The organism is Bacillus sp. PAMC26543 (assembly GCF_014250375.1).
Classification (GTDB): Bacteria; Bacillota; Bacilli; order Bacillales; family Bacillaceae; genus Bacillus; species Bacillus halotolerans.
Genome location: NZ_CP060193.1, coordinates 586,001 through 611,475, shown reverse-complemented (window position 1 = coordinate 611,475; position 25,475 = coordinate 586,001). Strand labels below are relative to the sequence as shown.

Annotated in this window: 24 protein-coding genes; 14 read left to right on the top strand and 10 right to left on the bottom strand. The window is 43.9% G+C overall.

Features of this window, described 5'->3' with window-relative positions:
- Positions 1-15 precede the first annotated feature (15 nt).
- A complete protein-coding gene (gene manA / locus H7F27_RS03055) occupies positions 16-966 on the bottom strand; it encodes a mannose-6-phosphate isomerase, class I (protein ID WP_024123059.1) in 951 nt (316 codons plus the stop codon).
- A gap of 267 nt (positions 967-1,233) precedes the next feature.
- On the opposite strand from manA, the gene H7F27_RS03050 reads away from it, so the two are divergent.
- The 3 genes from H7F27_RS03050 to H7F27_RS03040 are packed head-to-tail and all read left to right on the top strand — an operon-like array spanning position 1,234 to position 4,918.
- Positions 1,234-2,685: a spore germination protein GerBA gene (locus H7F27_RS03050; protein WP_101861400.1), complete on the top strand. Its 1,452-nt coding sequence runs from the start codon at positions 1,234-1,236 to the stop codon at positions 2,683-2,685.
- A gap of 5 nt (positions 2,686-2,690) precedes the next feature.
- Entirely contained in the window at positions 2,691-3,797 is a 1,107-nt protein-coding gene (locus H7F27_RS03045) for a spore germination protein GerBB (RefSeq protein WP_185848548.1), read from the top strand.
- Positions 3,794-4,918 (top strand): spore germination protein GerBC, encoded by a 1,125-nt coding sequence (locus tag H7F27_RS03040; protein ID WP_103671242.1) that lies wholly within the window; start codon positions 3,794-3,796, stop codon positions 4,916-4,918. The genes H7F27_RS03045 and H7F27_RS03040 overlap by 4 nt, the downstream gene beginning before the upstream one ends.
- Before the next feature lie 46 nt (positions 4,919-4,964).
- Here the strand turns inward: H7F27_RS03040 and H7F27_RS03035 are convergent, their stop codons facing one another.
- Positions 4,965-6,338: a sugar porter family MFS transporter gene (locus H7F27_RS03035; protein WP_103671241.1), complete on the bottom strand. Its 1,374-nt coding sequence runs from the start codon at positions 6,336-6,338 to the stop codon at positions 4,965-4,967.
- A 330-nt stretch (positions 6,339-6,668) separates the two neighbouring features.
- Between H7F27_RS03035 and H7F27_RS03030 the strand changes: the two genes are divergently transcribed.
- A complete protein-coding gene (locus tag H7F27_RS03030) occupies positions 6,669-7,637 on the top strand; it encodes an LCP family protein (RefSeq protein ID WP_069486829.1) in 969 nt (322 codons plus the stop codon).
- A 155-nt stretch (positions 7,638-7,792) separates the two neighbouring features.
- On the top strand, positions 7,793-8,653 hold the full coding sequence (locus tag H7F27_RS03025; protein ID WP_024123066.1) for a Cof-type HAD-IIB family hydrolase: 861 nt from the start codon (positions 7,793-7,795) through the stop codon (positions 8,651-8,653).
- Between the two features lie 38 nt (positions 8,654-8,691).
- Here H7F27_RS03025 and H7F27_RS03020 read toward each other — a convergent pair whose 3' ends face one another.
- Complete coding sequence (locus tag H7F27_RS03020; RefSeq protein ID WP_185848547.1) at positions 8,692-9,933, bottom strand: C40 family peptidase; 1,242 nt, start codon at positions 9,931-9,933, stop codon at positions 8,692-8,694.
- 244 nt (positions 9,934-10,177) lie between these two features.
- Between H7F27_RS03020 and H7F27_RS03015 the strand changes: the two genes are divergently transcribed.
- Complete coding sequence (locus H7F27_RS03015) at positions 10,178-11,530, top strand: IS1182 family transposase (RefSeq protein ID WP_185847898.1); 1,353 nt, start codon at positions 10,178-10,180, stop codon at positions 11,528-11,530.
- Between the two features lie 129 nt (positions 11,531-11,659).
- On the opposite strand, the gene edmS is transcribed toward H7F27_RS03015, so the two are convergent.
- Genes edmS through pgsB form a run of 4 tightly spaced genes read right to left on the bottom strand, consistent with a single transcriptional unit; the run spans position 11,660 to position 14,648 of the window.
- Positions 11,660-11,827, bottom strand: coding sequence for an extrachromosomal elements maintenance protein EdmS (edmS, locus tag H7F27_RS03010; protein ID WP_010332114.1), 168 nt, complete (start codon positions 11,825-11,827; stop codon positions 11,660-11,662).
- Between the two features lie 14 nt (positions 11,828-11,841).
- Positions 11,842-12,984: a capsular polyglutamate synthetase PgsA gene (pgsA, locus tag H7F27_RS03005; RefSeq protein ID WP_101865001.1), complete on the bottom strand. Its 1,143-nt coding sequence runs from the start codon at positions 12,982-12,984 to the stop codon at positions 11,842-11,844.
- Between the two features lie 18 nt (positions 12,985-13,002).
- On the bottom strand, positions 13,003-13,452 hold the full coding sequence (gene pgsC, locus H7F27_RS03000) for a poly-gamma-glutamate biosynthesis protein PgsC (RefSeq protein ID WP_010332116.1): 450 nt from the start codon (positions 13,450-13,452) through the stop codon (positions 13,003-13,005).
- 14 nt (positions 13,453-13,466) lie between these two features.
- Complete coding sequence (gene pgsB / locus H7F27_RS02995; protein ID WP_019715925.1) at positions 13,467-14,648, bottom strand: poly-gamma-glutamate synthase PgsB; 1,182 nt, start codon at positions 14,646-14,648, stop codon at positions 13,467-13,469.
- Between the two features lie 798 nt (positions 14,649-15,446).
- Between pgsB and H7F27_RS02990 the strand changes: the two genes are divergently transcribed.
- From H7F27_RS02990 to H7F27_RS02955, 8 genes are all read left to right on the top strand, one after another.
- Positions 15,447-16,436: a LacI family DNA-binding transcriptional regulator gene (locus H7F27_RS02990; protein ID WP_185848546.1), complete on the top strand. Its 990-nt coding sequence runs from the start codon at positions 15,447-15,449 to the stop codon at positions 16,434-16,436.
- Positions 16,429-17,310 carry a ribokinase gene (rbsK, locus tag H7F27_RS02985; protein ID WP_185848545.1) on the top strand — a complete coding sequence of 294 codons (882 nt, stop codon included), beginning with the start codon at positions 16,429-16,431 and terminating at the stop codon, positions 17,308-17,310. Before H7F27_RS02990 ends, rbsK begins: the two co-directional genes overlap by 8 nt.
- Positions 17,307-17,702 carry a D-ribose pyranase gene (rbsD, locus tag H7F27_RS02980; RefSeq protein WP_185848544.1) on the top strand — a complete coding sequence of 132 codons (396 nt, stop codon included), beginning with the start codon at positions 17,307-17,309 and terminating at the stop codon, positions 17,700-17,702. The genes rbsK and rbsD overlap by 4 nt, the downstream gene beginning before the upstream one ends.
- A gap of 14 nt (positions 17,703-17,716) precedes the next feature.
- On the top strand, positions 17,717-19,198 hold the full coding sequence (locus tag H7F27_RS02975; RefSeq protein WP_185848543.1) for a sugar ABC transporter ATP-binding protein: 1,482 nt from the start codon (positions 17,717-17,719) through the stop codon (positions 19,196-19,198).
- Position 19,199: 1 nt separating this feature from the next.
- Positions 19,200-20,171: a ribose ABC transporter permease RbsC gene (rbsC, locus tag H7F27_RS02970; protein WP_024123073.1), complete on the top strand. Its 972-nt coding sequence runs from the start codon at positions 19,200-19,202 to the stop codon at positions 20,169-20,171.
- A gap of 11 nt (positions 20,172-20,182) precedes the next feature.
- Positions 20,183-21,100, top strand: a complete 918-nt coding sequence (rbsB, locus tag H7F27_RS02965; protein ID WP_105990855.1) for a ribose ABC transporter substrate-binding protein RbsB — start codon at positions 20,183-20,185, stop codon at positions 21,098-21,100.
- 108 nt (positions 21,101-21,208) lie between these two features.
- The gene (locus H7F27_RS02960; RefSeq protein WP_024123075.1) at positions 21,209-21,745 is read left to right on the top strand and encodes an SH3 domain-containing protein; all 537 of its coding nucleotides are present in this window, start codon (positions 21,209-21,211) and stop codon (positions 21,743-21,745) included.
- 165 nt (positions 21,746-21,910) lie between these two features.
- Positions 21,911-22,207 carry a DUF3892 domain-containing protein gene (locus H7F27_RS02955; protein ID WP_024123076.1) on the top strand — a complete coding sequence of 99 codons (297 nt, stop codon included), beginning with the start codon at positions 21,911-21,913 and terminating at the stop codon, positions 22,205-22,207.
- 41 nt (positions 22,208-22,248) lie between these two features.
- Here the strand turns inward: H7F27_RS02955 and H7F27_RS02950 are convergent, their stop codons facing one another.
- The 3 genes from H7F27_RS02950 to alsS all read right to left on the bottom strand — a co-directional run bounded on the left by H7F27_RS02950 (position 22,249) and on the right by alsS (position 25,417).
- A complete protein-coding gene (locus H7F27_RS02950; RefSeq protein WP_044159591.1) occupies positions 22,249-22,776 on the bottom strand; it encodes an NAD(P)H-dependent oxidoreductase in 528 nt (175 codons plus the stop codon).
- A gap of 98 nt (positions 22,777-22,874) precedes the next feature.
- On the bottom strand, positions 22,875-23,642 hold the full coding sequence (budA, locus tag H7F27_RS02945; RefSeq protein WP_024123078.1) for an acetolactate decarboxylase: 768 nt from the start codon (positions 23,640-23,642) through the stop codon (positions 22,875-22,877).
- A gap of 62 nt (positions 23,643-23,704) precedes the next feature.
- Complete coding sequence (gene alsS / locus H7F27_RS02940; RefSeq protein ID WP_024123079.1) at positions 23,705-25,417, bottom strand: acetolactate synthase AlsS; 1,713 nt, start codon at positions 25,415-25,417, stop codon at positions 23,705-23,707.
- Positions 25,418-25,475: the final 58 nt, after the last annotated feature.

The following is a 25,475-nucleotide window of genomic DNA, read 5'->3' as shown; positions in this document are numbered from 1 at the left end:
TAAGTGAGATTAAGTTTACATGTGTGACACAATCAATGTGCATGTGCCTTTAATTGTGAAGTCGGACATATTGTAAGGCAAAATAAAGTGATCGCCCTTTTTAAGCGGGCATGTTTCTTTTCCATACGTAAGCGAACCGCTTCCTTCTATTACACTGCATATCAAGAAGCTCTCATCCTGCGAAAGCTCAGCCTCTCCATTAATGTCCCATTTATAGACGGAAAAGTATTCCCCTTGGACAAACGTTTTAATTGTTATTCCTTTTCGTGATTCGGTTGATTCGTCTATATATCCGTCCACATGGGGAACGGTCGCCGCGTTAATGGCTTTTGCAAAATGAAGCTCTCTTGGCTTGCCGCTTGTTTCGAGACGGTCATAGTCGTAGACCCGATATGTGGCATCTGAATTTTGCTGGGTCTCTAACACAAGCGTCCCTTTGCATAAAGCATGTATCGTACCGCTCGGCACATAATAGAAATCACCCGGCTTAATCTTGATTCTTCGCAGCAGGCCTTCCCAGTCACCGCTGTTAATCATTGTGACAAGCTCAGTTTTTGAACGCGCCGTATGTCCGTAAATGATTTCTGCATTTTCTTTGCAGTCAATAATATACCAGCACTCCGTCTTGCCGAGTTCTCCCTGTTCGTTCTCTCCAGCGTAATAATCATCGGGATGGACTTTAATCGACATATCTTCTTTTACGTCCAGCAGCTTCGTCAGTAACGGGAACCGGTCTCCCTCCACGCCTCCGAACAATTCCCGGTGCTCATCCCAAAGCTCGGTCAATGTCTTTCCTTTATACGGGCCATTCGCAACAGTGCTCGGTCCTTTTGGATGAGCGGAAATGGCCCAGCACTCCCCTGTTGTTTCTGATGGAATGTCATACCCGAAGACATCGCGTAAAGCGGTGCCGCCCCAGATTCTTTCTTTAAACACTGGCTTGAAAAAAATCGGTGATTGCGTCATGATCCGTACCCCTCCCCTTTAAATGACTGATCATTATTTTCCCGATGCGTGCCCCTTACAAACGCCCCTATGTCTGTCTGCTTTTCAATGACAACATATGTACAAAGCATTATGTATCAATGACCCCTTTTTGAGAAAACGCTTCCTTTTTATTATATCACTTTCAAAAGAAGGTTTGTTTCAGCCTTTTCCTTATGAAGAATAATTCTCCTTTTTTGATACAAATTAAGAAAAACCGTCAATATGTTTTTATAAAGGAGAGAAACTATGCAAATCGACTCTGATCTCCAGCGCAATGTAGAAACATTGAAAAAAAAATTGGGGCAAAACGACGATATCATGTTTTATACGTTTTCTTTCGGAGACAGCAGACAGAAGGCTTGCCTGCTGTATATTGACGGTTTGACAGAAAATAAGCTTCTGGCACAATACGTCATTTCTCCTTTACAAAAAGAATCGTTAGCTCAAAAAGAAGGCTTGATTGAAGATTTATCCGCTTTCTTTTTCGGCTATCATCACAGCGTTGTTTCTACAATAAAAGAAATACAGCAGCTCATTTTTACCGGACATACCATTTTGCTGGCCGATGGTTACAGCGCGGGGCTGGCATTTGATACGAAAACGTTAATGACGCGCAACCTTGAAGAGCCTTCCTCAGAAATCGTGGAACGCGGGCCGAAGATTGGTTTTATTGAAAAACTGCGGACAAACACGGCGCTTTTGCGAGAGCGGACGAGTGACCCTAATCTCGTCATAAAAGAAATGACAATAGGCAAAAGGACGAAAAAAAAGATAGCTGTCGCTTATATTCAGGATATTGCACCTGATTATGTCATAAAAGAAGTGTTTAAACGGCTGAAATCCATCACGACAGATGATTTGCCGGAATCAGGCACACTTGAACAGCTCATTGAAGATGAACCCTTTTCAATCTTTCCCACGATCTTAAGCACGGAACGTCCTGATCGTGTAGAAAGCTCATTGTTAGAAGGACGGGTCTCCATATTAGTAGATGGTACACCATTTGCATTGATTGTACCGGCAACGGTGGATGAATTTATTCATTCACCGGATGATTACAGCCAGCGCTGGATTACAATGTCTCTTATTCGTTTGCTTCGATATTCAAGCATCCTGATTACCATTTATTTGCCCGGCTTATATATTTCTCTTGTTTCCTTTCACACCGGTCTTTTGCCGACGAGAATGGCCATTTCGATTGCGGGCAGCAGGCTGAATGTTCCCTTTCCGCCTTTTGTCGAAGCTTTTATTATGATATTTACGATAGAACTGATCAGGGAAGCCGGTTTAAGATTGCCAAAACCGATCGGGCAGACGATTGGGCTTATTGGAGGTGTTGTCATTGGACAGGCAGCCGTACAGGCGCAAATCGTCAGCGCATTGATGGTCATAGTTGTATCAATTACCGCATTGGCATCATTCACCGTTCCTTCATACGCCTTTAACTTTCCGCTGCGGATTATTCGCATTGCGGGTATGATAAGTGCCGCGATACTTGGCATGTATGGCGTCATCATGGTCTTTCTGTTTGTGATCGGCCACTTGATGCGACTGAAAAGCTTTGGCCAAGATTACATTATTCCCATAATGGCACAGCCCGGACAAGATTTAAAGGACACTGTGATTCGCATCCCTACCCTATTTTTAAAAAGGAGACCTACCCGTAAAGACACAAAAGATAAAATCAGACAAAGGTGATGGCTATGATGCAATCAGAGGACAAGCTTACATTTATGCAGACGCTTATTATGGTAAGCAGTACAATGATCGGTGCCGGTGTCTTAACCCTACCCCGCTCAGCCGCTGAAACCGAAAGTCCGAGCGGATGGATTATGATCCTGCTTCAGGGCGTTATTTTTATTATTTATGCTCTGCTTTTTTTGCCTTTTCTTCAACGAAACAGCGGGAAAACGATTTTTGAGCTCAACAGCATTGCAGCCGGAAAATTTATCGGTTTCTTTTTGAATTTATTTATTACCCTTTATTTTATCGGTATCGTATGCTTTCAAGCCCGGGTCTTGGGAGAGGTTGTCGCATTCTTTCTATTAAAAAACACGCCGATGGCGGTTGTCGTCATTATTTTTCTGGCGGTTGCCATCTATCATGTGGCCGGAGGCGTTTACCCCATTGCGAAGGTATATGCGTATATCTTTCCTGTTACTATTATTATTTTTCTGATGCTTCTGATGTTTAGCTTTCGTTTGTTTCAGTTAGATTTTATCCGACCCGTATTTGAAGGCGGCTATCAAAGTTTTTTCTCTTTATTTCCTAAAACCCTTTTGTATTTTTCAGGATTTGAAGTCATTTTTTATCTCATTCCCTTTATGAAAGATCCGAAGAAGGTTAAAAAAGCTGTCGCTTTGGGCATTGCAACCTCAACTGTTTTCTACAGCATTACTTTGTTTATTGTCATTGGCTGTATGAGTGTGGCTGAAGCTAAAACAGTGACGTGGCCGACCATTTCACTCATCCACGCATTAGAAATCCCAGGGATTTTTATTGAACGATTTGACCTGTTTTTACAGTTGACTTGGACAGCTCAGCAATTTGCATGTATGCTCGGCTCTTTTAAAGGCGCGCATATCGGATTAACAGATGTCTTTCACCTAAAAAATAAAAACAATCCGTGGCTGCTTGCTGCACTGCTGGCTGTTACATTTTTCTTCACAATGCTTCCTGACGATCTTAATGCCGTGTTTTATTACGGTTCACTTCTCGGATATGCATTTTTAGGTGTCATTATCATACCATTTCTCATCTGGTTTTTGAGCTGGGTACAGAAGAAGCTGGGGAGGGGTCAGCTGCAATGAAGACAATAATAAAGCTCGCAGCAATGGTTCTGATGCTGCAGCTGCTTTGCGGATGCTGGGATGTCAAAAATATTGAAAAACTGTCTTTCGCCAGGGGACTTGCAATCGATGAAACTGATGACCATCAGTATAAATTAACCTATCAAAACCTTCTTCCTCAAAGTGAAGACAGCCAAGCATCAGGAAAACCGGAATTTGTCAATGTGACCTCCCGCGGGAAAACCATTCTCGAAGCGGTCAGTGATGTATCCATCAAGGACCCTCCTATCTATAGCGACCATTTAAAAGTGATTCTTTTGGGAGAAAAGCTAATGAAAAACCAAAATATGGATCAATTGTTCAACCATTTTATCCGGGATGATGAGCTGAGGAGAAGCAGCTATTTGATGGCAGCCAGAGGGGAAGCTGGAGACATTTTTACGGAAGGAAGTCCAAAGCAGCAGCTGCCGATGCCTTCCGAAAAACTCATTGATCTGACAAATAACAGCGGATATAACGGGAAAATTATGATGCCGCTTCGGATCGGAAGAGCTTCTATCTATTGCCAAAACGGCTACAGTTTTCTCATTCAAGCCGTGAAAAACCAAAAGGGAAAAGCAAAGTATGACGGGGCTGGCATTATTAAAAGCGGCAGCAATAAACTCGTCGGATTTCTTTCAGCGGATGAAACACAAGCGCTGACATGGGTAATGGGGACGATCCAAGGCGGCGTCATGCCGGCGGAAGAAAAAGGATCTCCGATTACATTTGAGATTAAGAAGTCCAAATCAAAAATCAAACCTGCCATTCAGAATGGAAAGCCTGTCTTTCATATTTCTGTCAAAACAACAGGCATTCTGACAGAAGATCAAAGTCCAAGAGAAAATTCTTTTAGCGAGAGCTATTTGCGTAAGCTGGAAAACATTTTTGAGAAAAAGCTGAAACACGATATCAAGCAGATTATGGATCAGCTGCAGCATACGTATAAAGCAGACCCTATCTTTTTATCTGACTACGTTCGGATTCAATACCCGGATTACTGGGATAAAGTAAAAGGGCATTGGGATGAAACGTTCACTGAGGCAGAGTTCACATACGATATTTCGTTCAAAATCATTAATTTTGGAACAGTTGGAAGGTAAGCAGCAAAAAGGGTGCGCCTGTTGGCAGCACCCTTTTGAATATGATTTACGTTCCCGCTGTCTGCTGTTTACCTGCCGATCCACTCTGGCCGTTTTTATCGCGCAAATCCTGCTCAATTTCTTCAAGGCTTTTTCCTTTCGTCTCTGTTACTTTAAACCGGACAAATAGAAACGCCATAATGCCGATCGCAGCATAAATCAGGAATAAATAGCTGATGCCGATCGCTTCCATTAAAATTGGATAGGTTAGAGAAACAATCAAAGTTCCAGCGTGCAGCATCAAGGTAGAGACTCCAGTACCGATGCCTCTCACATGAAGCGGAAATAGTTCAGGAAGCATCACCCAGACAACCGGGCCCCAGCTGACGGCAAACACAACGATAAACACGCCTAAGCAAATGACTGTCGTCCATGATGCGGCCGGGGTGTTATCGAAAAAGAGATTCACCATAGCCAGGACAGTCAAGCTGATCACCATGCCGGCATTCCCGAATAATAGCAGCGGCTTTCTTCCAACTTTATCAATGATTTTAATGGCGAGAAGAGTCATAAGAACATTCACTGTTCCGATTCCGACCGTTCCTAAAATAGAGGCGGAGTTTCCGAACCCGACGTTTGTAAAGGTCTTCGGCGCATAATAAATGATTGTGTTCGTACCGATAAATTGCTGCAGAAACGCCAGTCCCAATCCGGCAATCAGCGCCGGGCGCACCCACGGATCGAACAGCTCCTTCAGACCGCCTTCGTCCTCTTTTTCCGCTTCTTTAATATCATGGATTTCCTGATCAATATCCTTTGTTCCCCGCAATCTTTGAAGAACTTTCTTCGCTTTGCCCTCTTCACCATTTGTAAACAGCCAGCGCGGGCTCTCAGGCATAAACAAAATACCAATGAGCAGGAGCAATGATGGTACGGCAGCCAATCCAAGCATCCAGCGCCACGCTTCCGCATCGGCAAATATGTAATTGACGATATAGGAAAGCAGGATACCGACCGTAATCATCAGCTGGTTGAGGGACGAAAGCGCACCCCGTTTCTCTTTTGGCGCCAGCTCAGACAAATACAGCGGCACGATCGTTGTCGATGTTCCGACTGCCAGTCCCAGAATGATTCTAAAGAGCACCATCACTCCTGTATTTGGCGCAAGCGCAACTCCCAATCCTCCTATACAAAACAGCAGCGCGGCAGCCATAATCGCTTTTCTCCTGCCAAAACGGTCCGTCAGCTTGCCAGCCGCTCCGGAACCGAGTATCGCTCCGATTAATAAAGAGCTGACAACAAGTCCCTCTGTAAAGGCGTTGAGGCCTAAATCCTTTTTCATAAATAAAATGGCTCCCGAAATGACGCCGGTATCATAGCCGTATAAAGCGCCACCAAGAGCGCCGAAAAAATAAAGCCATATATTTGACTGCTTCTTCATAGAAATGACTCCCTTTCTCCAATCAGTGATCCAATGGTACTGTCCACGGAGTTTTTTAGAAATCTTTTAGCCTATTTTTCCGGCAAGTAAACCTATGCAGACGTACAGACATCTAATATCCATTAATTTACTGGCGTTTTTTTCAACTGCACCGAAACATTTTTTTCCCCAGTGGCGTCCAATAGAAGGTGATTCAGCACATCATCATAAATCTCTAAAAACAAAAACATATAAATATAGGAATTTTTATCGAATATTGTCTTATCAGCAGTTGCCCTACGGCAAAATGAATGGTACGCTTCAAATATTAATGAAACGTGAGGTATTGATATGGAAGAACGATCACAACGTAAGAAGAAAAAGAGACGCCTACGAAAATGGGTGAAATTATTAGCCGGTGTAATGGCTTTTCTCATCATTGCCGCAGGTTCTGTCGGCACATACGCTTATGTCAAACTGAACAACGCTTCTAAAGAAGCTCACGTCAGTCTTGCCCGCGGAGAACAATCTGTAAAACGGATTAAAGAGTTTGATCCTGGAAAGGATTCTTTCTCTGTATTGCTCTTAGGGATTGATGCCAGGGAGAAAAACGGTGAGACGGTAGACCAGGCCAGAAGTGATGCGAATGTACTGATTACCTTTAACCGCAAAGAAAAAACAGCCAAAATGCTGAGCATTCCGCGCGACGCCTATGTGAATATTCCAGGCCATGGCTATGATAAGTTTACGCATGCCCACGCCTATGGCGGCGTAGATCTAAGTGTGAAAACAGTTGAAGAAATGCTTGATATTCCCGTTGATTATGTAGTCGAAAGCAACTTCACTGCGTTTGAAGACGTGGTAAATGAGCTGAATGGCGTCACAGTCAACGTAAAAAGCGATAAAGTCATCCAGCAAATCAAAAAGGATACAAAAGGAAAAGTTGTCCTTCAACAAGGCACACACACGCTTGATGGAGAGGAAGCGCTGGCTTACGTAAGAACACGTAAAGCTGACAGTGATCTTTTACGCGGACAGAGACAAATGGAAGTGCTGAAAGCCATTATCGATAAATCAAAATCACTTAGCTCCATTCCGGCTTATGATGATATTGTGGATACAATGGGAGAAAACTTAAAAATGAACCTATCTCTTAAAGATGCCATTGGCTTGTTCCCGTTTATCACTTCACTGAAGTCGGTTGAATCCATCCAGCTGACAGGCTATGACTATGAGCCTGGCGGCGTCTACTATTTCAGATTGAATCAGGAAAAACTGCAGGAAGTGAAAGAAGAGCTGCAAAACGATTTAGGTGTATAATGAACGGGATGGCGTGCAGCCATCCCGTTTTACATATTTCATTGTTGAAAAATAGGATCGTAAGGTTTAGCCTTGTCCTATATGGTTTATGTTTCGTATGAAAGCTGAACATACTACACGAAGCAGCTTCATTATTAAGGAGGTTTCCCCTACATATGAAATTAATAGCGATTGATTTAGACGGTACATTGCTGAATAAGGAAAGCATCATTTCTAATGAAAACAGAGCGGCTATCAAGCGGGCGCTTGATGCGGGTATCCTCGTTACCATTTGCACAGGAAGAGCAACGTTTGATGTTAAAGCGCTGCTGGAAGGCTTGGATATCCCTATCATCGCGGCAAATGGCGGAACGGTTCATGACAAAGGCTACCGCCTGATCAGCCGGACATTAATGGATCAAGAGGCCGGCAAAGCGATCGCTGATTACCTGCTCTCAAAAAATATTTACTTCGAGGTCTATACAGATGACCATCTGCTTTCTCCTTTTGACGGCGAATCTAAGCTTCAAGCAGAGCTTGACATTTTAAGGAGCGCCAATCCAGATGAAAACATGGATGAATTGTGGAAAGGGGCCATGACCCAGTTCAAGCAGTTCGGCATCAAACCGATCCCGCATATCGAATCGATTTTCGACGGCAGCGAAAACATTTACAAGCTCCTTTGCTTCTCCTTTGATATGGAAAAACTGAGACATGCGAAGGAAGAACTGAAGCATCATAAAAAACTGGCGCAAACCTCTTCCGGAAAGCACATTATCGAAATTCTCCCGGCCTCTTCCGGCAAAGGGCGCGCGCTGACTGAGCTTGCCGGCAAATACGGAATTGAGACGCAAGATATCTATGCGATTGGTGACAGTCCGAATGATTTATCCATGTTCGAAGTGGCAGGACACCGAATCGCCATGGAAAATGCGATTGATGAACTGAAAGAAAAAAGCACTTACGTGACGAAAAGCAATGATGAAAATGGTGTGGCCTACTTTATAGATCAGCTTCTATCCGGCCAATATGCATAAAGAAAAGACTCCAGAGATCCTGGAGTCTTTGTTTTTTATTATTGCACCCGAATACTTCCCGCGTATTTATCTTTCCAATACGTGCTCGTATTCATATTGGTAATGGTTACACCATTTGTTAATGTGACATGAACGACTTGGCCATTTCCGATATAGATGGCCGGGTTTAAGCTTGTTGATTGGAAAAAGACAATGTCTCCCGGTTTCAGGTCAGCCTTATCAACCTTTGTTCCCGCTTTATACTGGCTCGTCGCGTATCGGGGCAGTGAAATGCCTGCCGCTTTCTGGTAAACATATTGGATAAAGCCAGAAGTATCAAATCCTGTTTCTGGAGAAATCCCGCCCTTTTTGTAAGGAACTTCCCCGATATAGAGCGTCGCCTCCGACACAATCGGATTTTCTTTCGGAATCGTCAGGTTGTTAAACCGGCGGATGCCTGTCATCTTAGATTTCCAATAATCCTCTGATAAGTAGGAAATGGTTACTTTTTCAGACCGGCTCGCCTGAATGAACCTTCCGCCTCCTGCATAAATGCCGGCATGCGAAATTCCTGTTTTATACGTATTGCTGAAATAGATGACATCACCGGGTTTAATGTTCTGAAGCGCCACCTTCTCGCCTACTGCCCACTGCTGCTCTGCTGATCTCGGCAGATAGATGTCAAGCGCCTGTTTAAAGACATATTGCACAAGCCCTGAGCAATCGAAGCCCTCTGACGGTGTGCTTCCGCCAAAAACGTACGGAATGCCGAGGTATTTTTCGGCCTCCTGCACAACAGCCACATCAGCAGTCTCCGGATCGGCAGCGACTCGTTTCGCTCCAATGTAAGAGCCGCTCCAATAGCTGCTTTTTTTGTAGTTTGTGACGATAACCCCTTTTGATAGGGTGCTGTGAATCATTTGCCCGTCTCCAATGTAAAGAGCGGCGTGTGTCGGTGCAGTCCCGCTGCTTCCCTCTTTTTTGAAAAATAAAATATCACCTGGTTTTAGATCTGCCGGCTTTACTGCCGTTCCGACTTTTGACTGGTCGTTCACAGATCTCGGCAGATGAATATCAGCCTGACCGAAAACATATTGAATCAATCCAGATGAATCGAAGCCTTCTTTCGGAGTTTCACCGCCGTATCTATACTTATACCCAAGCAGTTTCTTTGCTTCACTGATGATCAGGTCAGATTTTGCATCAGCCTCCGCAATATCCGCTTTTGTCATAATAGGAACCAAAAAACAAATCATAACGGCCACAAGCAAAAACTTCTTCCAGTTTGCCAGTGTGTTCACTTTTATTATCTCCTCCTCTATTTGCAGTTTTAACATCGGTATTTTTCTAGATATGTTAAGAGACTTTTTGATATTTTTACAGAATGAATATGCTGGCTTTCGAAATGGCAAATAAAAAAAAGAGAATGTCTCGTAAGACATTCACAGGCTGTCGAGAAAATCTCGACAGCCTTTATTTTTTCTTAAAATATCCATTCTCATGTAATAAAATAAAAGAAAGACTTACAAGGACGGTGTCTTTCTCATGTTGCACACAAGAAATTCTTCTCAAAATGCAGCCGAATTTGTTCTGCTTGACCAACTCGTCGAAGAGGATCATCTGCTTCGTAAAATTGATAAACACATAGACTTCTCTTTCATCATTGAAAAGGTGAAACCCTACTACAGCGAAAACAAAGGCCGCCCCTCACTTGATCCGCTAATTTTATTCAAAATGATGTTTATCGGCTACCTCTACGGTATCCGTTCAGAAAGACAGCTCGAAAAAGAAATTTACTACAATATGGCGTACAGATGGTTTTTGGGACTGAATATCAATGACCCGGTTCCGCACCACTCCACCATCAGCTGGAACAGACGCACACGCTTTAAAGATACAACCATCTTCCAAGACATTTTTGATGAGATCGTTCTTCAGGCCATCAATCATGACATGGTGGGCGGACGTGTCCTATTCACCGATTCAACTCATCTGAAAGCCAATGCCAACAAGCATAAATACACAAGAAAAACAATTGCGCAGGATACCCAAAACTATATCAAAGATTTAAATGAAGCCATTCAAGAGGATCGGGAGGAACACGGAAAAAAGCCATTAACAATCAAAGAGGAGGTGAAAGCTGAAAAAGAGATCCGCCATAGTACAACAGATCCGGAAAGTGGATATCTGTATCGTGAAAACAAACCAGAAGGTTTTTTCTATTTAGATCACCGCACAACAGATATGAAATACAACATTATCACAGATACCTATGTCACACCTGGAAATGTCCATGATTCTGTGCCCTATCTTGACCGATTGGATCACCAAATCGCACGATTTGGGTTTCAAGTAGAAGCCGTCGCCCTTGATTCCGGATATTTAACGACTCCGATCTGTAAAGGATTATCTGACCGACAAATCTTTGGTGTCATCGCACATAGACTTTATCACCCTATCCGAGGCTTGTTTCCAAAATGGAAATTTCATTACGACAGTGAACAAGACAGATATATTTGCCCGAACCAGCAAACCCTTACGTACTCAACAACTGACCGAAAAGGCTACCGGACATATAAATCAAATCCTGAAATATGTTCCTCATGCCCGCTGCTTGAAAACTGTACAAAATCAAAGAATCGGCAGAAAGTGATTACTCGGCATGTATGGGAAGACCATAAAGAAAAGGTCAGACAAAATCGCTTGTCTGTTTCAGGAAAAAACCTCTACAAAAAAAGAAAAGAAAAAATAGAGCGAAGCTTTGCAGATTCAAAACAGCTGCATGGGCTTCGCTATTGCAGGTTGAGGGGACAACGAAATGTGAGCGAACAAGTTCTCCTCACAGCCGCATGCCAGAACATGAAGAAGATTGCCACATACCTATCCAAGCAGGGATAGATATGTGGGAGCCTTTTTCTGTATCTAAAATACAATAAGCATCTAAAGAAACAAAAAAGCTTGTAGAAAAAACATCGTTTTCTCTACAAGCTGAGAATGTCTCGTAAGACATTCACTTTTTTTATTGTGTTATTTAGCGGCGTTTGCCGTTTCTTCCTGCTGTTGAATTTTATGAATTTCTGTATCGATTTTTTGCTTTTCCTGATCAGTCAGCTGATCGTTGAATTTGAAAGCTGACATAAACATAAACACGACTGCAACGGCAACAAACGGCCAGATGGCTTTGACAAATTTCATCTTATATCACTCCATTATTTAGATTTTAGTTTGTCACTGTGATCGACATCAAAAGTCAGTTTTCCGTCTTCTACTTCCCATGCGAAATTAGAGTCTTTCGTCAGTTCGCGAATAATTGTTTTCTGTTTCAGACTGCCTTTTTTAACCGGGGCAGGTGTCGCTTCATGGATATCAATCGGCGTTACCTCAAAGTGTCCCGTTCCGTTTTTCTTCAAATGATACTGCACCAGCGCACTGTCTCTGGTTCTTGTCCAGCCTTGGTCAAACACAAAGTTCCCCAAACTGTAGAAGATGACGGTCCCGTTATAGACTTCGATCGGTTCAAGGACGTGCGGGTGATGGCCGACGATGATATCGGCACCTGCATCAGACATAGCTCTTGCCAATTGGCGCTGACGGTCATTCGGATCATTATCATACTCTTGTCCCCAGTGTGACTGTACAACTACGACATCAGCATGTTTTTTCGCTTCTGAAATCATAGGGATAAAGACTTCCGGATCTGCGGGAAGCACGCCCGGTGTATTCTTTTTAGCCGCGAAACCTTTGCCGGATACATCCGTGAATCCAAGGGTTGCGATTGTTACCCCATTTACTTCCTGATATGAGATATTCTTTTTCGCATCGCTCAAGCTGTATCCAGCCCCAACGATATCGAGGTTATGGTTCGAAAATTCTTCAAGTGTATCTTTCATGCCCTGTGCGCCGTAATCCATGGCATGGTTATTCGCGCCGTTAAGGACCGTGAAATTCATATCCTTCAGGACTTTTACGGATTCCTTGTTTGTCTGCAGATGAATTTCTTTTTCTGCTTCCTTATAGTTCTTTTTATAAGTTACCGGGTTTTCAAAGTTTCCGGCTACGTAGTCTGATGCTTTAAAGATAGGCTCAACGTATTGAAAAATACTGCTTACCCCTTTTTGTTCCGTTACTCTCTCAACATAGCGCCCCATCATAATATCGCCTACAAATGAGGCTGAAAGAACGTCATCTGAATAGGTTTTAACCTTTGGCGTCTCTGCTTTGCCTGCCCACATAAAAGCAAACATGAGGACAAAAACGATCGGAATCGCGATAAATACGTGCTTATTGGTTTTCTTTTTTTGCTGTTTTGTCAGCTTCAGCAGCTTTTCGTGAAAGCTCAGTTCTTTTTTCATCGTTTGACACACCTTACATTAAATTAAGTAGTAAACAAACATGATAGCAAAGGTCGCTCCGCTTAATAGCAGCGTGCTTCCGAACGTAATTGTTAATCCTTGTTTCTGAATGGTATTGGCAATTAAACCTGGCACGATAATGCCGATTCCTCGAAATTCTGCGATTTCAAATGGTACAATCGGGTATAGAAAATCAAAGGCAATTTTCAGGACGATCCCTGTGATCAGCATGGCAGCGAATTTTCTGCGTCCATACAAAATCATAAACTTGGATAAACCGAATTTCACAATGACATAGGTGAGCAAACTGACTAATAATACGAGTAAAATAAAGACCGGCTGATTAAACACAAGTCCTAAATACCCCGGTACAACAAGCCCTGCCGGCACAATCCCTGTTTTTTCCGCAAAAATTAAACTGAGTAGTACACCTAAAATTAGTGCAATGTATAAATCTGATCCGAACATGTCTGCATTTCCTCCTAGCTTACGAGCTGCTTAACCTTATATTCGTGGATTTTTTCAATTAACGGCTCTGCGGCACCATGAATGTTGCCGACGCCATATATGACACGGTTGTGCATTCTTTTCTTTAACAATTCCATAATTTCTTCCGTTGATTTGTACTCTAGATCATGCAGTTTGTCTGCAGGAATTTTACCTTCTTCATAAGCTTTTACGATTGGTTCTGTTGTTTCACCGATTAAGATCAGTTCACTTGCTTCAATATAAGGCAATACGTCATTTGCGAATTGCTGTGTCCGATCCACACGGTCTGCGCGGCAGTTCATAATGATGATCGGATCATCGGTCGGATAACCGATTTCTTTTACACGTTTCCATATATTCAAAGTAGAAGAAGCGTCGTTTGCGGCAAACCCATTAACAAAGTGCCCAGGCTCGCTCGGACTGATCAGCGGAAGAATTCTCATTGCTCCCGGATCTGGCGGCGCATTCAGCATTCCTTTAAACGCTGTTTCTTCATCAATGCCGAGTGCTTGAGCCACACCCAATGCGAGAGAAGCGTTATCAGGGAATACCATATATTCAAATTTACGAAGATATTCATCAGTAATTTTCGAGTTATCAGCAATGATGACTTTTGTGTTTCGCTCTTTGGCTTTTTGTTTAAAGAACTCGGTATATTCACTATCTGTAATGACAAGATGGCCATTATAAGGAATAGTAGCGGTAAACGCTTCTGCAATTTCATCAAGCGTCGGCCCCATGACATCCATATGATCTTCCAGCACGTTTACGATGACACCGATATTAGCTTGAAGAAGTTCTTCCTGAAAGATAATTTGATAGTCCGGATTAACGGCCATACATTCACTGACGAGGGCGTTGGCTCCTCTTTCTACCGTTTCTCTCATGACTTCTTTTTGTTCGCCGATATTCGGTCCCTGAGGTTTCCGTTTAATCGGCTTTTCCTCCGGTGTATCCCAATAGATCATTCTTGCGTCCGTTCCTGTCGTTTTTCCGACAGTTTTGTAACCGGCTTCTATTAATATTCCGGTTGTCAGCCTTGTCACAGTGGACTTTCCTCGGATGCCGTTAATATTCACTCGAACAGGGAGGGCATCAATGTTTTTCTGATGTCGCCGTTTTTCTAATATTCCGATGACCAGTATGACAGCACAGGCTATAATGAGTAACCACATTGCTTATCGACATCTCCTTCTATATTGTTGTAAATTCATTCATCAGTATATAGAATCACTATGAATTCTCAATCGGCATTATGTAACATAATCTCCCCTAATCTACTGAGCCAAACTTCTCTTTTGAAAGAGATTTTGTACCTACAAAGTGTTTTCTATTTTTGGAAATCGACAGGACTTACATCTTATCGATTTTTTCAATACTAAAAACGAATGCGCTTTCATCCACCAAATGATTTCCTTCTGGACGTTTAGTCATACCTTGAATGTTCAGTTTAATATGCATTTCAAATCAATCTTTTTTCAAGCCCGGTATATCAGGCTTTTGCTGATACAATGCGTGTTTCCGGTTCTTATGAACATAAAATTATTTCTGCCTGTTTCTTAAGGATAAGGTCATAATGTCATCCTTTCTGCACGGAATAGACAATATTAGGCCCATTCCAAATTGACTAATGGCCCCTGCAATAAAAACGGCAAACAAACAGGTCCAGGTTCTCTAACATAATTAAACATTTTCTGGGCGGATAGTCTAATCTGTTTCATCCTATTTACAGGTCTAAACGCATGACTTTGAAACAATTTTAATAAAACTTAATATTCGTTCATGAAATGTTCATCCAGATTTGTGAAGACTTTGTCAAAAAAAGCGTGAATATCTTTAAATTCTCATATTTATACACCATTTACAGTTCGGTTTGCTATATCGCCATGTTTTATTTTTTTCTTATTGCCAATAACGGAATGTTCATGATAATCTATCTGTGTAAACGGTTACACAAATGAGGAGGAGCTGTGTTGGCTACAATTAAAGATGTCGCGGGAGCCGCGGGCGTCTCAGTTGCAACGGTCTCCCGCGTCCTGAATGACAACGGCTATGTACATGAAGAAACGAGAACACGTGTGATGGCCGCCATGGAGAAGCTGAACTATTATCCGAACGAAGTCGCCAGGTCTCTTTATAAAAGAGAATCCAGGCTGATCGGGCTTTTGCTTCCGGACATTACAAACCCTTTCTTCCCCCAGCTTGCCCGCGGCGCGGAGGATGAATTGAACCGGGAAGGCTATCGGCTTATTTTCGGCAACAGTGACGAGGAATTAAATAAAGAACTTGAATACCTTCAAACCTTTAAACAAAATCATGTCGCAGGTATTATTGCTGCAACAAATTATCCGCATCTTGAGGAATACAGCGGCATTGATCAGCCAGTCGTTTTCCTGGACAGAACACCTGAAGGCGCTCCTTCTGTATCCAGTGACGGACATACCGGAGGAAAATTAGCAGCGGAAGCAATTGTTCATGGAAAAAGCAAACACATTACGCTCCTGAAGGGTCCTGCTCACCTGCCGACTGCCCAAGACCGCTTTCACGGCGCTCTAGAGGTATTACAGCAGGCGGGTGTTGATTTTCATATCATCGAGACGGCGTCCTTTTCTTTTAAGGATGCACAGGCACTGGCAAAGGAGCTGTTTGTCTTATATCCTGAGACAGACGGGGTAATTGCCAGTAATGACATTCAAGCAGCGGCTGTTTTGCATGAAGCTTTGCGGCGCGGGAAAAAAGTGCCCGAGGATATTCAAATTATCGGCTACGATGATATTCCCCAAAGCGAGCTGCTGTTTCCGCCGCTGTCAACGATTAAACAGCCGGCATATGACATGGGTAAAGAAGCGGCTAAACTTCTTTTGAGCATCATAAAAAAACAGCCTCTCGCAGAAACGGCGATTCAAATGCCCGTCATGTATATAAGAAGAAACACGACAAGAAAGGAAGAAAACGATGCGTAATATTTGTGTGATTGGAAGCTGTTCTATGGATTTGGTGGTCACCTCAGACAAACGCCCAAACGCGGGCGAAACCGTACTGGGTACTTCATTTCAAACTGTGCCGGGCGGTAAAGGCGCGAATCAGGCTGTTGCCGCCGCCAGACTCGGCGCCAATGTTTTTATGATTGGCAAGGTTGGTAACGATCATTATGGAACAGCCATCATGAATAATTTAAAAGCAAACGGTGTTCGCACCGACTATATGGAACCGGTTACACATAAAGAAAGCGGCACCGCCCACATCGTGCTTGCCGAAGGTGATAACAGTATTGTCGTCGTTAAAGGCGCAAATGATGAGATCACCCCATCTTATGCGATAGACGCTCTTGAAAAACTTGAAAATATCGATATGGTTCTGATTCAGCAGGAAATCCCCGAAGAAACGATTGATGAAGTGTGCAGATACTGCCATTCTCACGACATCCCGATCATGCTTAACCCGGCACCGGCCCGCCCGCTGAAGCAGGAAACCATTGACCATGCCGCCTATCTTACGCCGAATGAACATGAGGCGGCGATCTTATTTCCGGAGCTGACGGTTTCTGCAGCATTGGCGCTTTATCCGGCGAAGCTCTTTATCACTGAAGGCAAACAAGGCGTGCGCTATTCATCCGGCAGCAAAGAGCGGATCATCCCTTCCTTCCCTGTTGAGCCTGTCGATACAACCGGGGCGGGTGATACGTTTAACGCGGCTCTTGCAGTGGCCCTGGCGGAGGGAAAAGATATTGAAGCTGCATTACGGTTCGCAAACCGCGCCGCCTCCCTATCTGTATGTTCTTTCGGCGCTCAAGGCGGAATGCCGTCCAGAAAAGAAGTAGAGGAGCTGCTGTCATGAAAAGACACGGTATACTGAACAGTCATCTTGCCAAGCTATTGGCTGACCTTGGCCATACTGACAAAATTGTCATCGCTGATGCAGGGCTGCCCGTTCCTGACGGCGTCCTGAAAATTGATCTCTCACTGAAGCCGGGTTTCCCGGCTTTCCAGGATGTAGCCGCAGTGCTGGCAGATGAAATGGCTGTTGAAAAAGTAATTGTCGCATCCGAAATAAAGGTATCCAATCCAGAGAATGCGAGTTTTATAGAAATCCTTTTTTCTGAAGAGGCAGTTGACTGCCTTCCCCACGAGGAATTTAAGGAGCTGACTAAAGAAGCTAAAGCTGTCATACGAACAGGAGAATTCACACCATACGCCAACTGCATCCTGCAGGCGGGTGTGCTTTTCTAGAAAGGAGGACCGATATGCAAATCGAAATAAATGACATTCATAAAGCATTCGGAAAAAACCAGGTGCTTTCAGGTGTGTCTTTTCAGCTCAAGCCTGGCGAAGTTCACGCACTGATGGGAGAAAACGGCGCCGGCAAGTCCACCCTGATGAACATCCTGACTGGTCTGCACAAACTGGACAAAGGACGGATCACCATAAATGGTAACGAGACGTATTTCTCCAACCCAAAGGAAGCCGAGCAGCACGGAATCGCCTTCATCCATCAGGAACTGAACATCTGGCCGGACATGTCCGTACTTGAGAATCTATTTATCGGAAAAGAAATGTCAACGAAATTTGGTATTTTACAAACCGGAAAAATGAAAGCGCTAGCAAAAGAACAATTTGATAAACTATCCGTCTCTCTTTCACTTGATCAAGAAGCGGGTGAATGCTCCGTCGGACAGCAGCAGATGATTGAAATCGCAAAAGCGCTCATGACAAATGCCAAGGTGATCATTATGGATGAACCTACCGCGGCTTTGACTGAACGGGAAATCAGCAAGCTGTTTGACGTCATTACGGCTTTAAAAAAGAACGGTGTTTCCATTGTATACATCTCACATCGAATGGAAGAAATTTTTACGATTTGCGACAGAATCACCATTATGCGTGACGGAAAAACCGTTGATACAACAAACATTTCAGAAACCAATTTTGACGAGGTCGTGAAAAAAATGGTCGGACGTGAGCTGACGGAACGGTATCCTAAACGCGTCCCTTCACTCGGAGACAAAATATTTGAGGTGAAAAACGCCTCCTCAAAAGGAAGCTTTGAAGATATCAGCTTTTATGTCCGTTCCGGTGAAATTGTCGGCATTTCCGGTTTAATGGGAGCCGGACGAACAGAAATAATGAGAGGACTGTTTGGCATTGACCGGCTCGATTCGGGTGAGATTTGGATTGCAGGAAAAAAGACTGCTATTAAAAATCCGTATGATGCTGTGAAAAAAGGGCTCGGTTTTATTACGGAAAACCGCAAAGATGAAGGACTGCTGCTCGACACATCGATTCGGGAAAATATTGCGCTGCCCAATTTGGCCAGTTTTTCTCCAAAGGGCATCATTGATCACAAGCGGGAAGCAGAGTTTGTAGACCTTCTCATAAAACGCCTGACCATCAAAACGGCTTCATCAGAAACGCACGCGCGCCATTTGTCCGGCGGCAACCAGCAAAAGGTCGTGATTGCCAAATGGATCGGTATCGGCCCAAAAGTGCTCATATTGGATGAGCCGACAAGAGGCGTGGATGTGGGTGCGAAACGGGAAATCTATACGCTGATGAACGAGCTCACTGAACGCGGTGTCGGCATCATTATGGTGTCATCAGAGCTGCCGGAAATACTCGGGATGAGTGACAGAATCATCGTCGTCCATGAAGGCAGAATCAGCGGAGACATCGAAGCGCGTGAAGCGACGCAAGAACGAATTATGACACTTGCCACGGGAGGGCGGTAACATGAAAACGGAACAACTGAAGCAAACAAAACAAAAACAGATTCACTTCGATGGCGTCATGCAGAAGCTCGGCCCGTTTCTCGGTTTATTTATTCTCGTTATGATCGTATCGATTTTAAACCCGAGCTTCCTGGAGCCTCTGAATATTTTAAACCTGCTTCGGCAGGTAGCGATTAACGGATTGATCGCATTCGGCATGACCTTCGTTATTTTAACTGGCGGCATTGATCTTTCTGTCGGGGCTATTCTCGCCCTGTCCAGCGCCTTAGTCGCGGGTATGATTGTATCTGGTGTCGACCCGATTCTCGCCGTCATCATAGGCTGTCTGATTGGCGCTCTTCTCGGGATGATCAACGGACTGTTAATCACAAAAGGGAAAATGGCCCCTTTTATCGCGACGCTTGCGACCATGACTGTCTTCCGCGGACTTACCCTTGTGTATACAGACGGAAACCCGATCACAGGGCTTGGCACTAACTATGCCTTTCAGCTGTTCGGCCGCGGTTATTTCTTAGGAATTCCAGTACCTGCAATTACAATGGTTCTCGCCTTTGTTATCCTTTGGGTGCTGCTTCACAAAACGCCGTTCGGGCGCCGGACATACGCAATTGGCGGCAATGAAAAAGCGGCACTCATCTCAGGCATAAAAGTCACACGTGTAAAAGTCATGATTTATGCTTTAGCCGGTCTGTTATCCGCCCTTGCCGGCGCGATTTTGACTTCCCGTCTCCACTCGGCACAGCCAACAGCTGGAGAATCATATGAACTGGATGCCATCGCGGCGGTTGTCTTAGGCGGAACGAGTCTTTCCGGGGGCCGCGGGCGCATTGTCGGAACGTTAATTGGTGTGCTGATTATCGGCACACTCAATAACGGACTCAACCTGCTTGGCGTCTCATCATTTTATCAGCTGGTTGTTAAAGGGATTGTCATTTTAATCGCGGTATTATTAGACCGCAAAAAGTCAGCATAGGAGGGTTTTACATGAAAAAGGCTGTATCCGTCATTTTGGCGCTGTCACTGTTTGTATTGAGCGCCTGTTCGCTCCAGCCTCCCCAATGGGCGAAGCCATCAAACTCAGATAAGAAAAAGGAATTTACCATCGGCTTGTCGATCTCAACGCTTAACAATCCCTTTTTTGTTTCTTTAAAAAAGGGAATTGAAAAAGAAGCGGAAAAGCGCGGAATGAAGGTCATCATCGTCGATGCACAAAATGATTCCTCCAAGCAGACAAGTGATGTGGAGGACTTAATTCAGCAAGGCGTTGATGCCCTGTTAATTAATCCAACTGATTCTTCGGCTATTTCAACGGCAGTAGAGTCTGCAAATTCGATCGGTGTGCCTGTCGTCTCCATCGACCGGTCCGCTGAACAAGGCAAAATAGAAACCCTCGTGGCTTCAGACAATGTAAAAGGCGGAGAAATGGCCGCAGAGTTCATCGCAGACAAGCTTGGAAAAGGTGCTAAGGTGGCGGAGCTTGAAGGTGTTCCGGGTGCCTCCGCTACACGGGAACGCGGTTCAGGCTTTCACAAAATCGCAGATCAAAAGCTGGACGTTGTCACAAAACAATCAGCTGACTTTGACCGCACTAAAGGCCTGACTGTCATGGAAAACCTGCTCCAAGGACACCCGGATATCCAAGCGGTTTTCGCTCATAATGATGAAATGGCGCTTGGAGCTCTCGAAGCGATTAACAGCTCCGGCAAAGATATTTTAGTCGTCGGTTTTGACGGAAATAAGGATGCCATTTCTTCGATTAAAGACGGTAAGCTCTCAGCCACTGTCGCTCAGCAGCCTGAATTGATCGGTAAACTGGCAACGGAAGCAGCGGATCAGATTTTACATGGAAAGAAAGTAAAGAAAACAATATCAGCTCCTCTGAAACTGGAAACGAAAAAATAATGCCAAGGATCAGATCTTTATCTGATCCTTTTTTATGTTTAGCAACCGGCCAAAACGTGAAAGGAATAATAGAAATGATTATTTCTCTTATGTGAGGAGAGGAACGCAATGAACAAACCCACGAAAATACTGTCTACACTTGCACTTGCAGCCGGAATAACTGCGGCTTCTGCCGGCGGCGCAAACACAATTCATGCACAACAGCCAGAAACAAACGTAAGCATTGATGATTTATACAGCTATCCGATTGATTCCTACTTGGTTTCAGCAGAGGCTCTGAATGTCAGAACAAAGGCCTCCGCTTCAAGCGCTAAAGCCGACACACTTCATCTGGGCGACAGCTTAAAGCTCATTTCGTTTTCAAACGCTGATTGGGCAAAGGTTCATTACAAAAACGGAAAGACAGGCTTTGTCTCCACTCATTACATTGTAAAGGCAGCAACAACAGTAAAAACCAAAACAAAGACGAAAGCATATACATCCGCTGAAGGAAAAAGCATCAAGACACTCCCGGCTAACACAAGCGTATCTTTTTTAGGCTGGAGTAAAACAAAAAAAGGCGGCTTTGACTTTGATTGGGTCTATGCAGATTACGGCGGTAAGACAGGTTATATCAAAACAAAGGACCTGCAGATGACAAAATAACCGAAAGGGATTCCGTTTACAGAACGGAATCCCTTTTTTCTTCGCTAATTATGGATTGAATTGTCGCATTCAAAATATTTCTCAGGAAATATTGTCGTATGCCGTGTCGAAACCTATACATGATCAACAGCATTTTTGTTTACGTTAAAGGATGGAGGTGGAAAAATGGATCAATTTGAAGCTGCTTATGAATCGTATAAATCCAAGCAAACAAATATCGATCAGCCAGTTGATACGTCCGGAAAAGAAGAAATTATCGCGGTCAGAAGAAATGAGGAAGACAATATTATTGCGGTGAAAACGAACACAGGAAGAGAACTGGACTATCCCACTGCGCTATCAGAAGCAAAAGCGGGAAAGATCGCTCACGTTGATGTATTTCATAAATACGGACGTGACATTTTAAGAAGTGAACCAGACGGCATAAAGGATAATAACCTATCTGAATTACCCGATTTTTAATAGAGAAAGCCCTGTCCCATTCCGGACAGGGCGTTTCTTTTTTAAGAAAAAGGCTGCTGGATATAATCAGCTAACCGTTTTGCACTGATCGCAATATCCTCAGCATTTGCGTATTTCACGCCATAAAACACATATGGCGGGAGATATGTCATGCCAATCAGATTGCTTGTCGCCTGAAACGGCTTCAGGAGCTCACTGATTGAATAATGATTCCCTCCGCCCGCCTGATACTTTTCCGCTTCGCTTCCTGTGGAAACAGCCAGCATCAGCTCTTTGCCATGCAGAGCTTTCCCTTCTGACCCGAAGGCCCAGCCGTATGTCAGCACAAGATCCTGCCATTTTTTAAGAAGCGGCGGAGAGCTGTACCAATAAAGCGGGAATTGGAACACAATCCGATCGTATTGCTCGCACAGCTGCTGCTCTTTGGCAACATCAATGGCTTCATCCGGATATTCCTTATAAAGCTCCCGTACAGTGATATTGTCATGTTTACTTAATTCCTCTGCCCACGCCTTATTGACGACTGAGGTTTCCATTTGAGGATGAACAGCCAAAACCAGTATTTTCAATGAGACCCACACCTTTATCATTTTAATGTTATTTTAACTAAAATCAGGTAAAGTGCCAAATAAAAAGCAAGCCCTGCACATGTGCGGGCTTGCTTTTTTTATTCTGGGCTTCCTTCAGTCGTTTCGATATCTTTGGCGAAATCCGGGTTATCCAGATTGGCATTAAAGAAATCTGGTGTATTTGGAAGTCTGAGATTCATGTTCATTTTTTGAGAAATCGTAACCGTGCAATCCTCAAGCACATAATCAAAGACGTGTCCGCCTGAATTTCGTCCTTCGTCAATGAAGTGCAGGTGATAGCCAGAAACGGCGATTCCGTTCGCATAAGCAGGAGTCAAGAAACCAACGATTGTGCCTCTGATGTTGTCGAAGTTGAAAATCGGCTGTGTTTTAACCGCTTCAATCATTGGCACATATGGTTTTTCTTGCAGTTCTACCGTTCTTGTCTGCACTTTTTTAAACAATCCGTCAATACGGATGGCATAAAATAGGTTTTTACTTGGCAGAATGCTGTTGATTTCTTTTTCAAATTCTTCACGTGTCATTTTCGCATCAATTTTGTGCGTCATATCCGGTGTAAAGAACGTAAATGAGCAAAACGGAGAGCGGTCTCCGCTTTGCACAGGTGTCGCAGTGCCGTCGGAACGAAGACGGTAAAATTCGCCGTCAAATCCAATCAGCTCTCCATCAAGCTTGTTAAAAGTCCCGATACCGAAGTCTCCGTATTTCGGAATATCTGACAGTTCAAAATCGCCGTCATATACTCCGTCTAAAAGAGAAGTCATTGTTGATACTTGATAAATTTGGCTAACGGGCTGTTCTTTTTTGCCGCGGCTCAGCATTTGAATGTTGCTTTCTTGTTTCATATTCCCTTCACTCCTTTAGTAATGTGCTGTTCTTCGAAAACAGTGTCTTGGTGCGCAGAGTGCTAGAGAGCTTTTGTTTTCATCAGTTCTCCAAATTCTTTTGGGAGCTTGTCACTCGCTAAATTAACGTTATCACTGTAGTCAACTGGGACATCAATGATAACAGGGCCTTCAGCATTCATGGCTTGACGCAGAACATCTTCCAGCTGGTCTGGTGATTCGACACGTAAACCGGTTGCCCCGAAGCTTTCCGCATATTTCACGATATCGATGTTTCCGAACTCGACTGCAGATGTACGATTGTATTTTTTCAATTGCTGGAATGCAACCATGTCATATGTGCTGTCGTTCCATACAAGGTGTACAATTGGAGCTTTTAAGCGCACCGCTGTCTCTAACTCCATTGCCGAGAATAAGAAACCGCCGTCACCAGAGACAGAAACGACTTTTTCTCCCGGTTTCACCAATGAAGCACCGATTGCCCACGGAAGCGCAACACCAAGTGTTTGCATACCGTTACTGATCATTAATGTTAACGGCTCATAGCTGCGGAAATAACGGGACATCCAAATCGCGTGTGAACCGATATCGCATGTCACTGTGACGTTATCATCGACTGCATTTCGTAATGCTTTAACGATTTCAAGAGGATGCAGTCTGTCTGATTTCCAATCTGCAGGCACCTGCTCTCCCTCATGCATATATTCTTTTAGATCAGAAAGGATTTTTTGCTCACGTTCCGCAAAATCCACTTTTACAGCATCATGTTCGATATGATCCAAAGTAGATGGGATATCCCCGATCAATTCAAGCTCAGGCTGGTAAGCATGATCAATGTCAGCCAGAATCTCATCCAGATGGATAATCGTCCGGTCTCCATTGACATTCCAGAATTTCGGATCGTATTCAATTGGGTCATAGCCGATTGTCAGAACAACATCAGCCTGCTCAAGCAGCAGATCGCCCGGCTGGTTGCGGAATAAACCGATACGGCCGAAATATTGATCCTCTAACTCTCTTGTAAGAGTCCCGGCAGCCTGATATGTTTCTACGAATGGAAGCTGAACCTTTTTCAAAAGCTTGCGAACCGCTTTAATCGCTTCAGGTCTTCCGCCTTTCATTCCGACTAAAACAACAGGAAGTTTTGCTGTTTGGATTTTTGCGATAGCCGCACTGATTGCATCATCTGGTGCAGGGCCAAGTTTTGGCGCTGCCACTGCACGCACGTTTTTGGTATTTGTGACTTCATTCACAACATCTTGCGGAAAGCTCACAAAAGCGGCCCCAGCCTGACCTGCTGACGCTGCTCTAAATGCATTTGTAACAGCTTCCGGTATGTTTTTTACGTCTTGAACCTCTACACTGTATTTTGTAATCGACTGAAATAACGCCGCATTATCCAATGATTGATGAGTCCGTTTTAAACGATCGGCACGGATAACGTTCCCAGCAAGCGCAACGACAGGGTCACCTTCAGTGTTTGCAGTCAGCAGTCCCGTTGCCAGGTTAGAAGCACCCGGTCCTGATGTGACTAAAACGACTCCCGGTTTTCCAGTTAAACGGCCTACAGCCTGCGCCATAAATGCCGCATTTTGTTCATGCCGTGCAACAATGATCTCAGGCCCTTTATCTTGTAAAGCGTCAAATACCGCATCAATTTTTGCACCTGGAATGCCAAATACATGTGTGACACCTTGCTCCACTAAGCAATCAACAACAAGCTCCGCCCCTCTGTTTTTCACAAGGGATTTTTGTTCTTTTGTTGCTTTTGTCAACACCCTCACTCCTTATTATGCATTTTAAACATAAAAATTTAAATAAATCTTGTGATAC

Excerpts from the sequence above, each read along its gene's own strand:
- pgsB (WP_019715925.1), bottom strand. The coding sequence starts at position 14,648 with ATGTGGTTACTCATTATAGCCTGTGCTGTCATACTGGTCATCGGAATA.
- H7F27_RS03045 (WP_185848548.1), top strand. The coding sequence starts at position 2,691 with ATGATGCAATCAGAGGACAAGCTTACATTTATGCAGACGCTTATTATG.
- H7F27_RS02975 (WP_185848543.1), top strand. The coding sequence starts at position 17,717 with ATGCAAATCGAAATAAATGACATTCATAAAGCATTCGGAAAAAACCAG.
- rbsD (WP_185848544.1), top strand. The coding sequence starts at position 17,307 with ATGAAAAGACACGGTATACTGAACAGTCATCTTGCCAAGCTATTGGCT.
- rbsK (WP_185848545.1), top strand. The coding sequence starts at position 16,429 with ATGCGTAATATTTGTGTGATTGGAAGCTGTTCTATGGATTTGGTGGTC.
- H7F27_RS02960 (WP_024123075.1), top strand. The coding sequence starts at position 21,209 with ATGAACAAACCCACGAAAATACTGTCTACACTTGCACTTGCAGCCGGA.
- H7F27_RS02955 (WP_024123076.1), top strand. The coding sequence starts at position 21,911 with ATGGATCAATTTGAAGCTGCTTATGAATCGTATAAATCCAAGCAAACA.
- edmS (WP_010332114.1), bottom strand. The coding sequence starts at position 11,827 with ATGAAATTTGTCAAAGCCATCTGGCCGTTTGTTGCCGTTGCAGTCGTG.
- budA (WP_024123078.1), bottom strand. The coding sequence starts at position 23,642 with ATGAAACAAGAAAGCAACATTCAAATGCTGAGCCGCGGCAAAAAAGAA.
- pgsC (WP_010332116.1), bottom strand. The coding sequence starts at position 13,452 with ATGTTCGGATCAGATTTATACATTGCACTAATTTTAGGTGTACTACTC.
- rbsC (WP_024123073.1), top strand. The coding sequence starts at position 19,200 with ATGAAAACGGAACAACTGAAGCAAACAAAACAAAAACAGATTCACTTC.
- H7F27_RS03035 (WP_103671241.1), bottom strand. The coding sequence starts at position 6,338 with ATGAAGAAGCAGTCAAATATATGGCTTTATTTTTTCGGCGCTCTTGGT.
- H7F27_RS03030 (WP_069486829.1), top strand. The coding sequence starts at position 6,669 with ATGGAAGAACGATCACAACGTAAGAAGAAAAAGAGACGCCTACGAAAA.
- H7F27_RS03040 (WP_103671242.1), top strand. The coding sequence starts at position 3,794 with ATGAAGACAATAATAAAGCTCGCAGCAATGGTTCTGATGCTGCAGCTG.
- rbsB (WP_105990855.1), top strand. The coding sequence starts at position 20,183 with ATGAAAAAGGCTGTATCCGTCATTTTGGCGCTGTCACTGTTTGTATTG.
- manA (WP_024123059.1), bottom strand. The coding sequence starts at position 966 with ATGACGCAATCACCGATTTTTTTCAAGCCAGTGTTTAAAGAAAGAATC.
- H7F27_RS03025 (WP_024123066.1), top strand. The coding sequence starts at position 7,793 with ATGAAATTAATAGCGATTGATTTAGACGGTACATTGCTGAATAAGGAA.
- H7F27_RS03050 (WP_101861400.1), top strand. The coding sequence starts at position 1,234 with ATGCAAATCGACTCTGATCTCCAGCGCAATGTAGAAACATTGAAAAAA.
- pgsA (WP_101865001.1), bottom strand. The coding sequence starts at position 12,984 with ATGAAAAAAGAACTGAGCTTTCACGAAAAGCTGCTGAAGCTGACAAAA.
- H7F27_RS03015 (WP_185847898.1), top strand. The coding sequence starts at position 10,178 with ATGTTGCACACAAGAAATTCTTCTCAAAATGCAGCCGAATTTGTTCTG.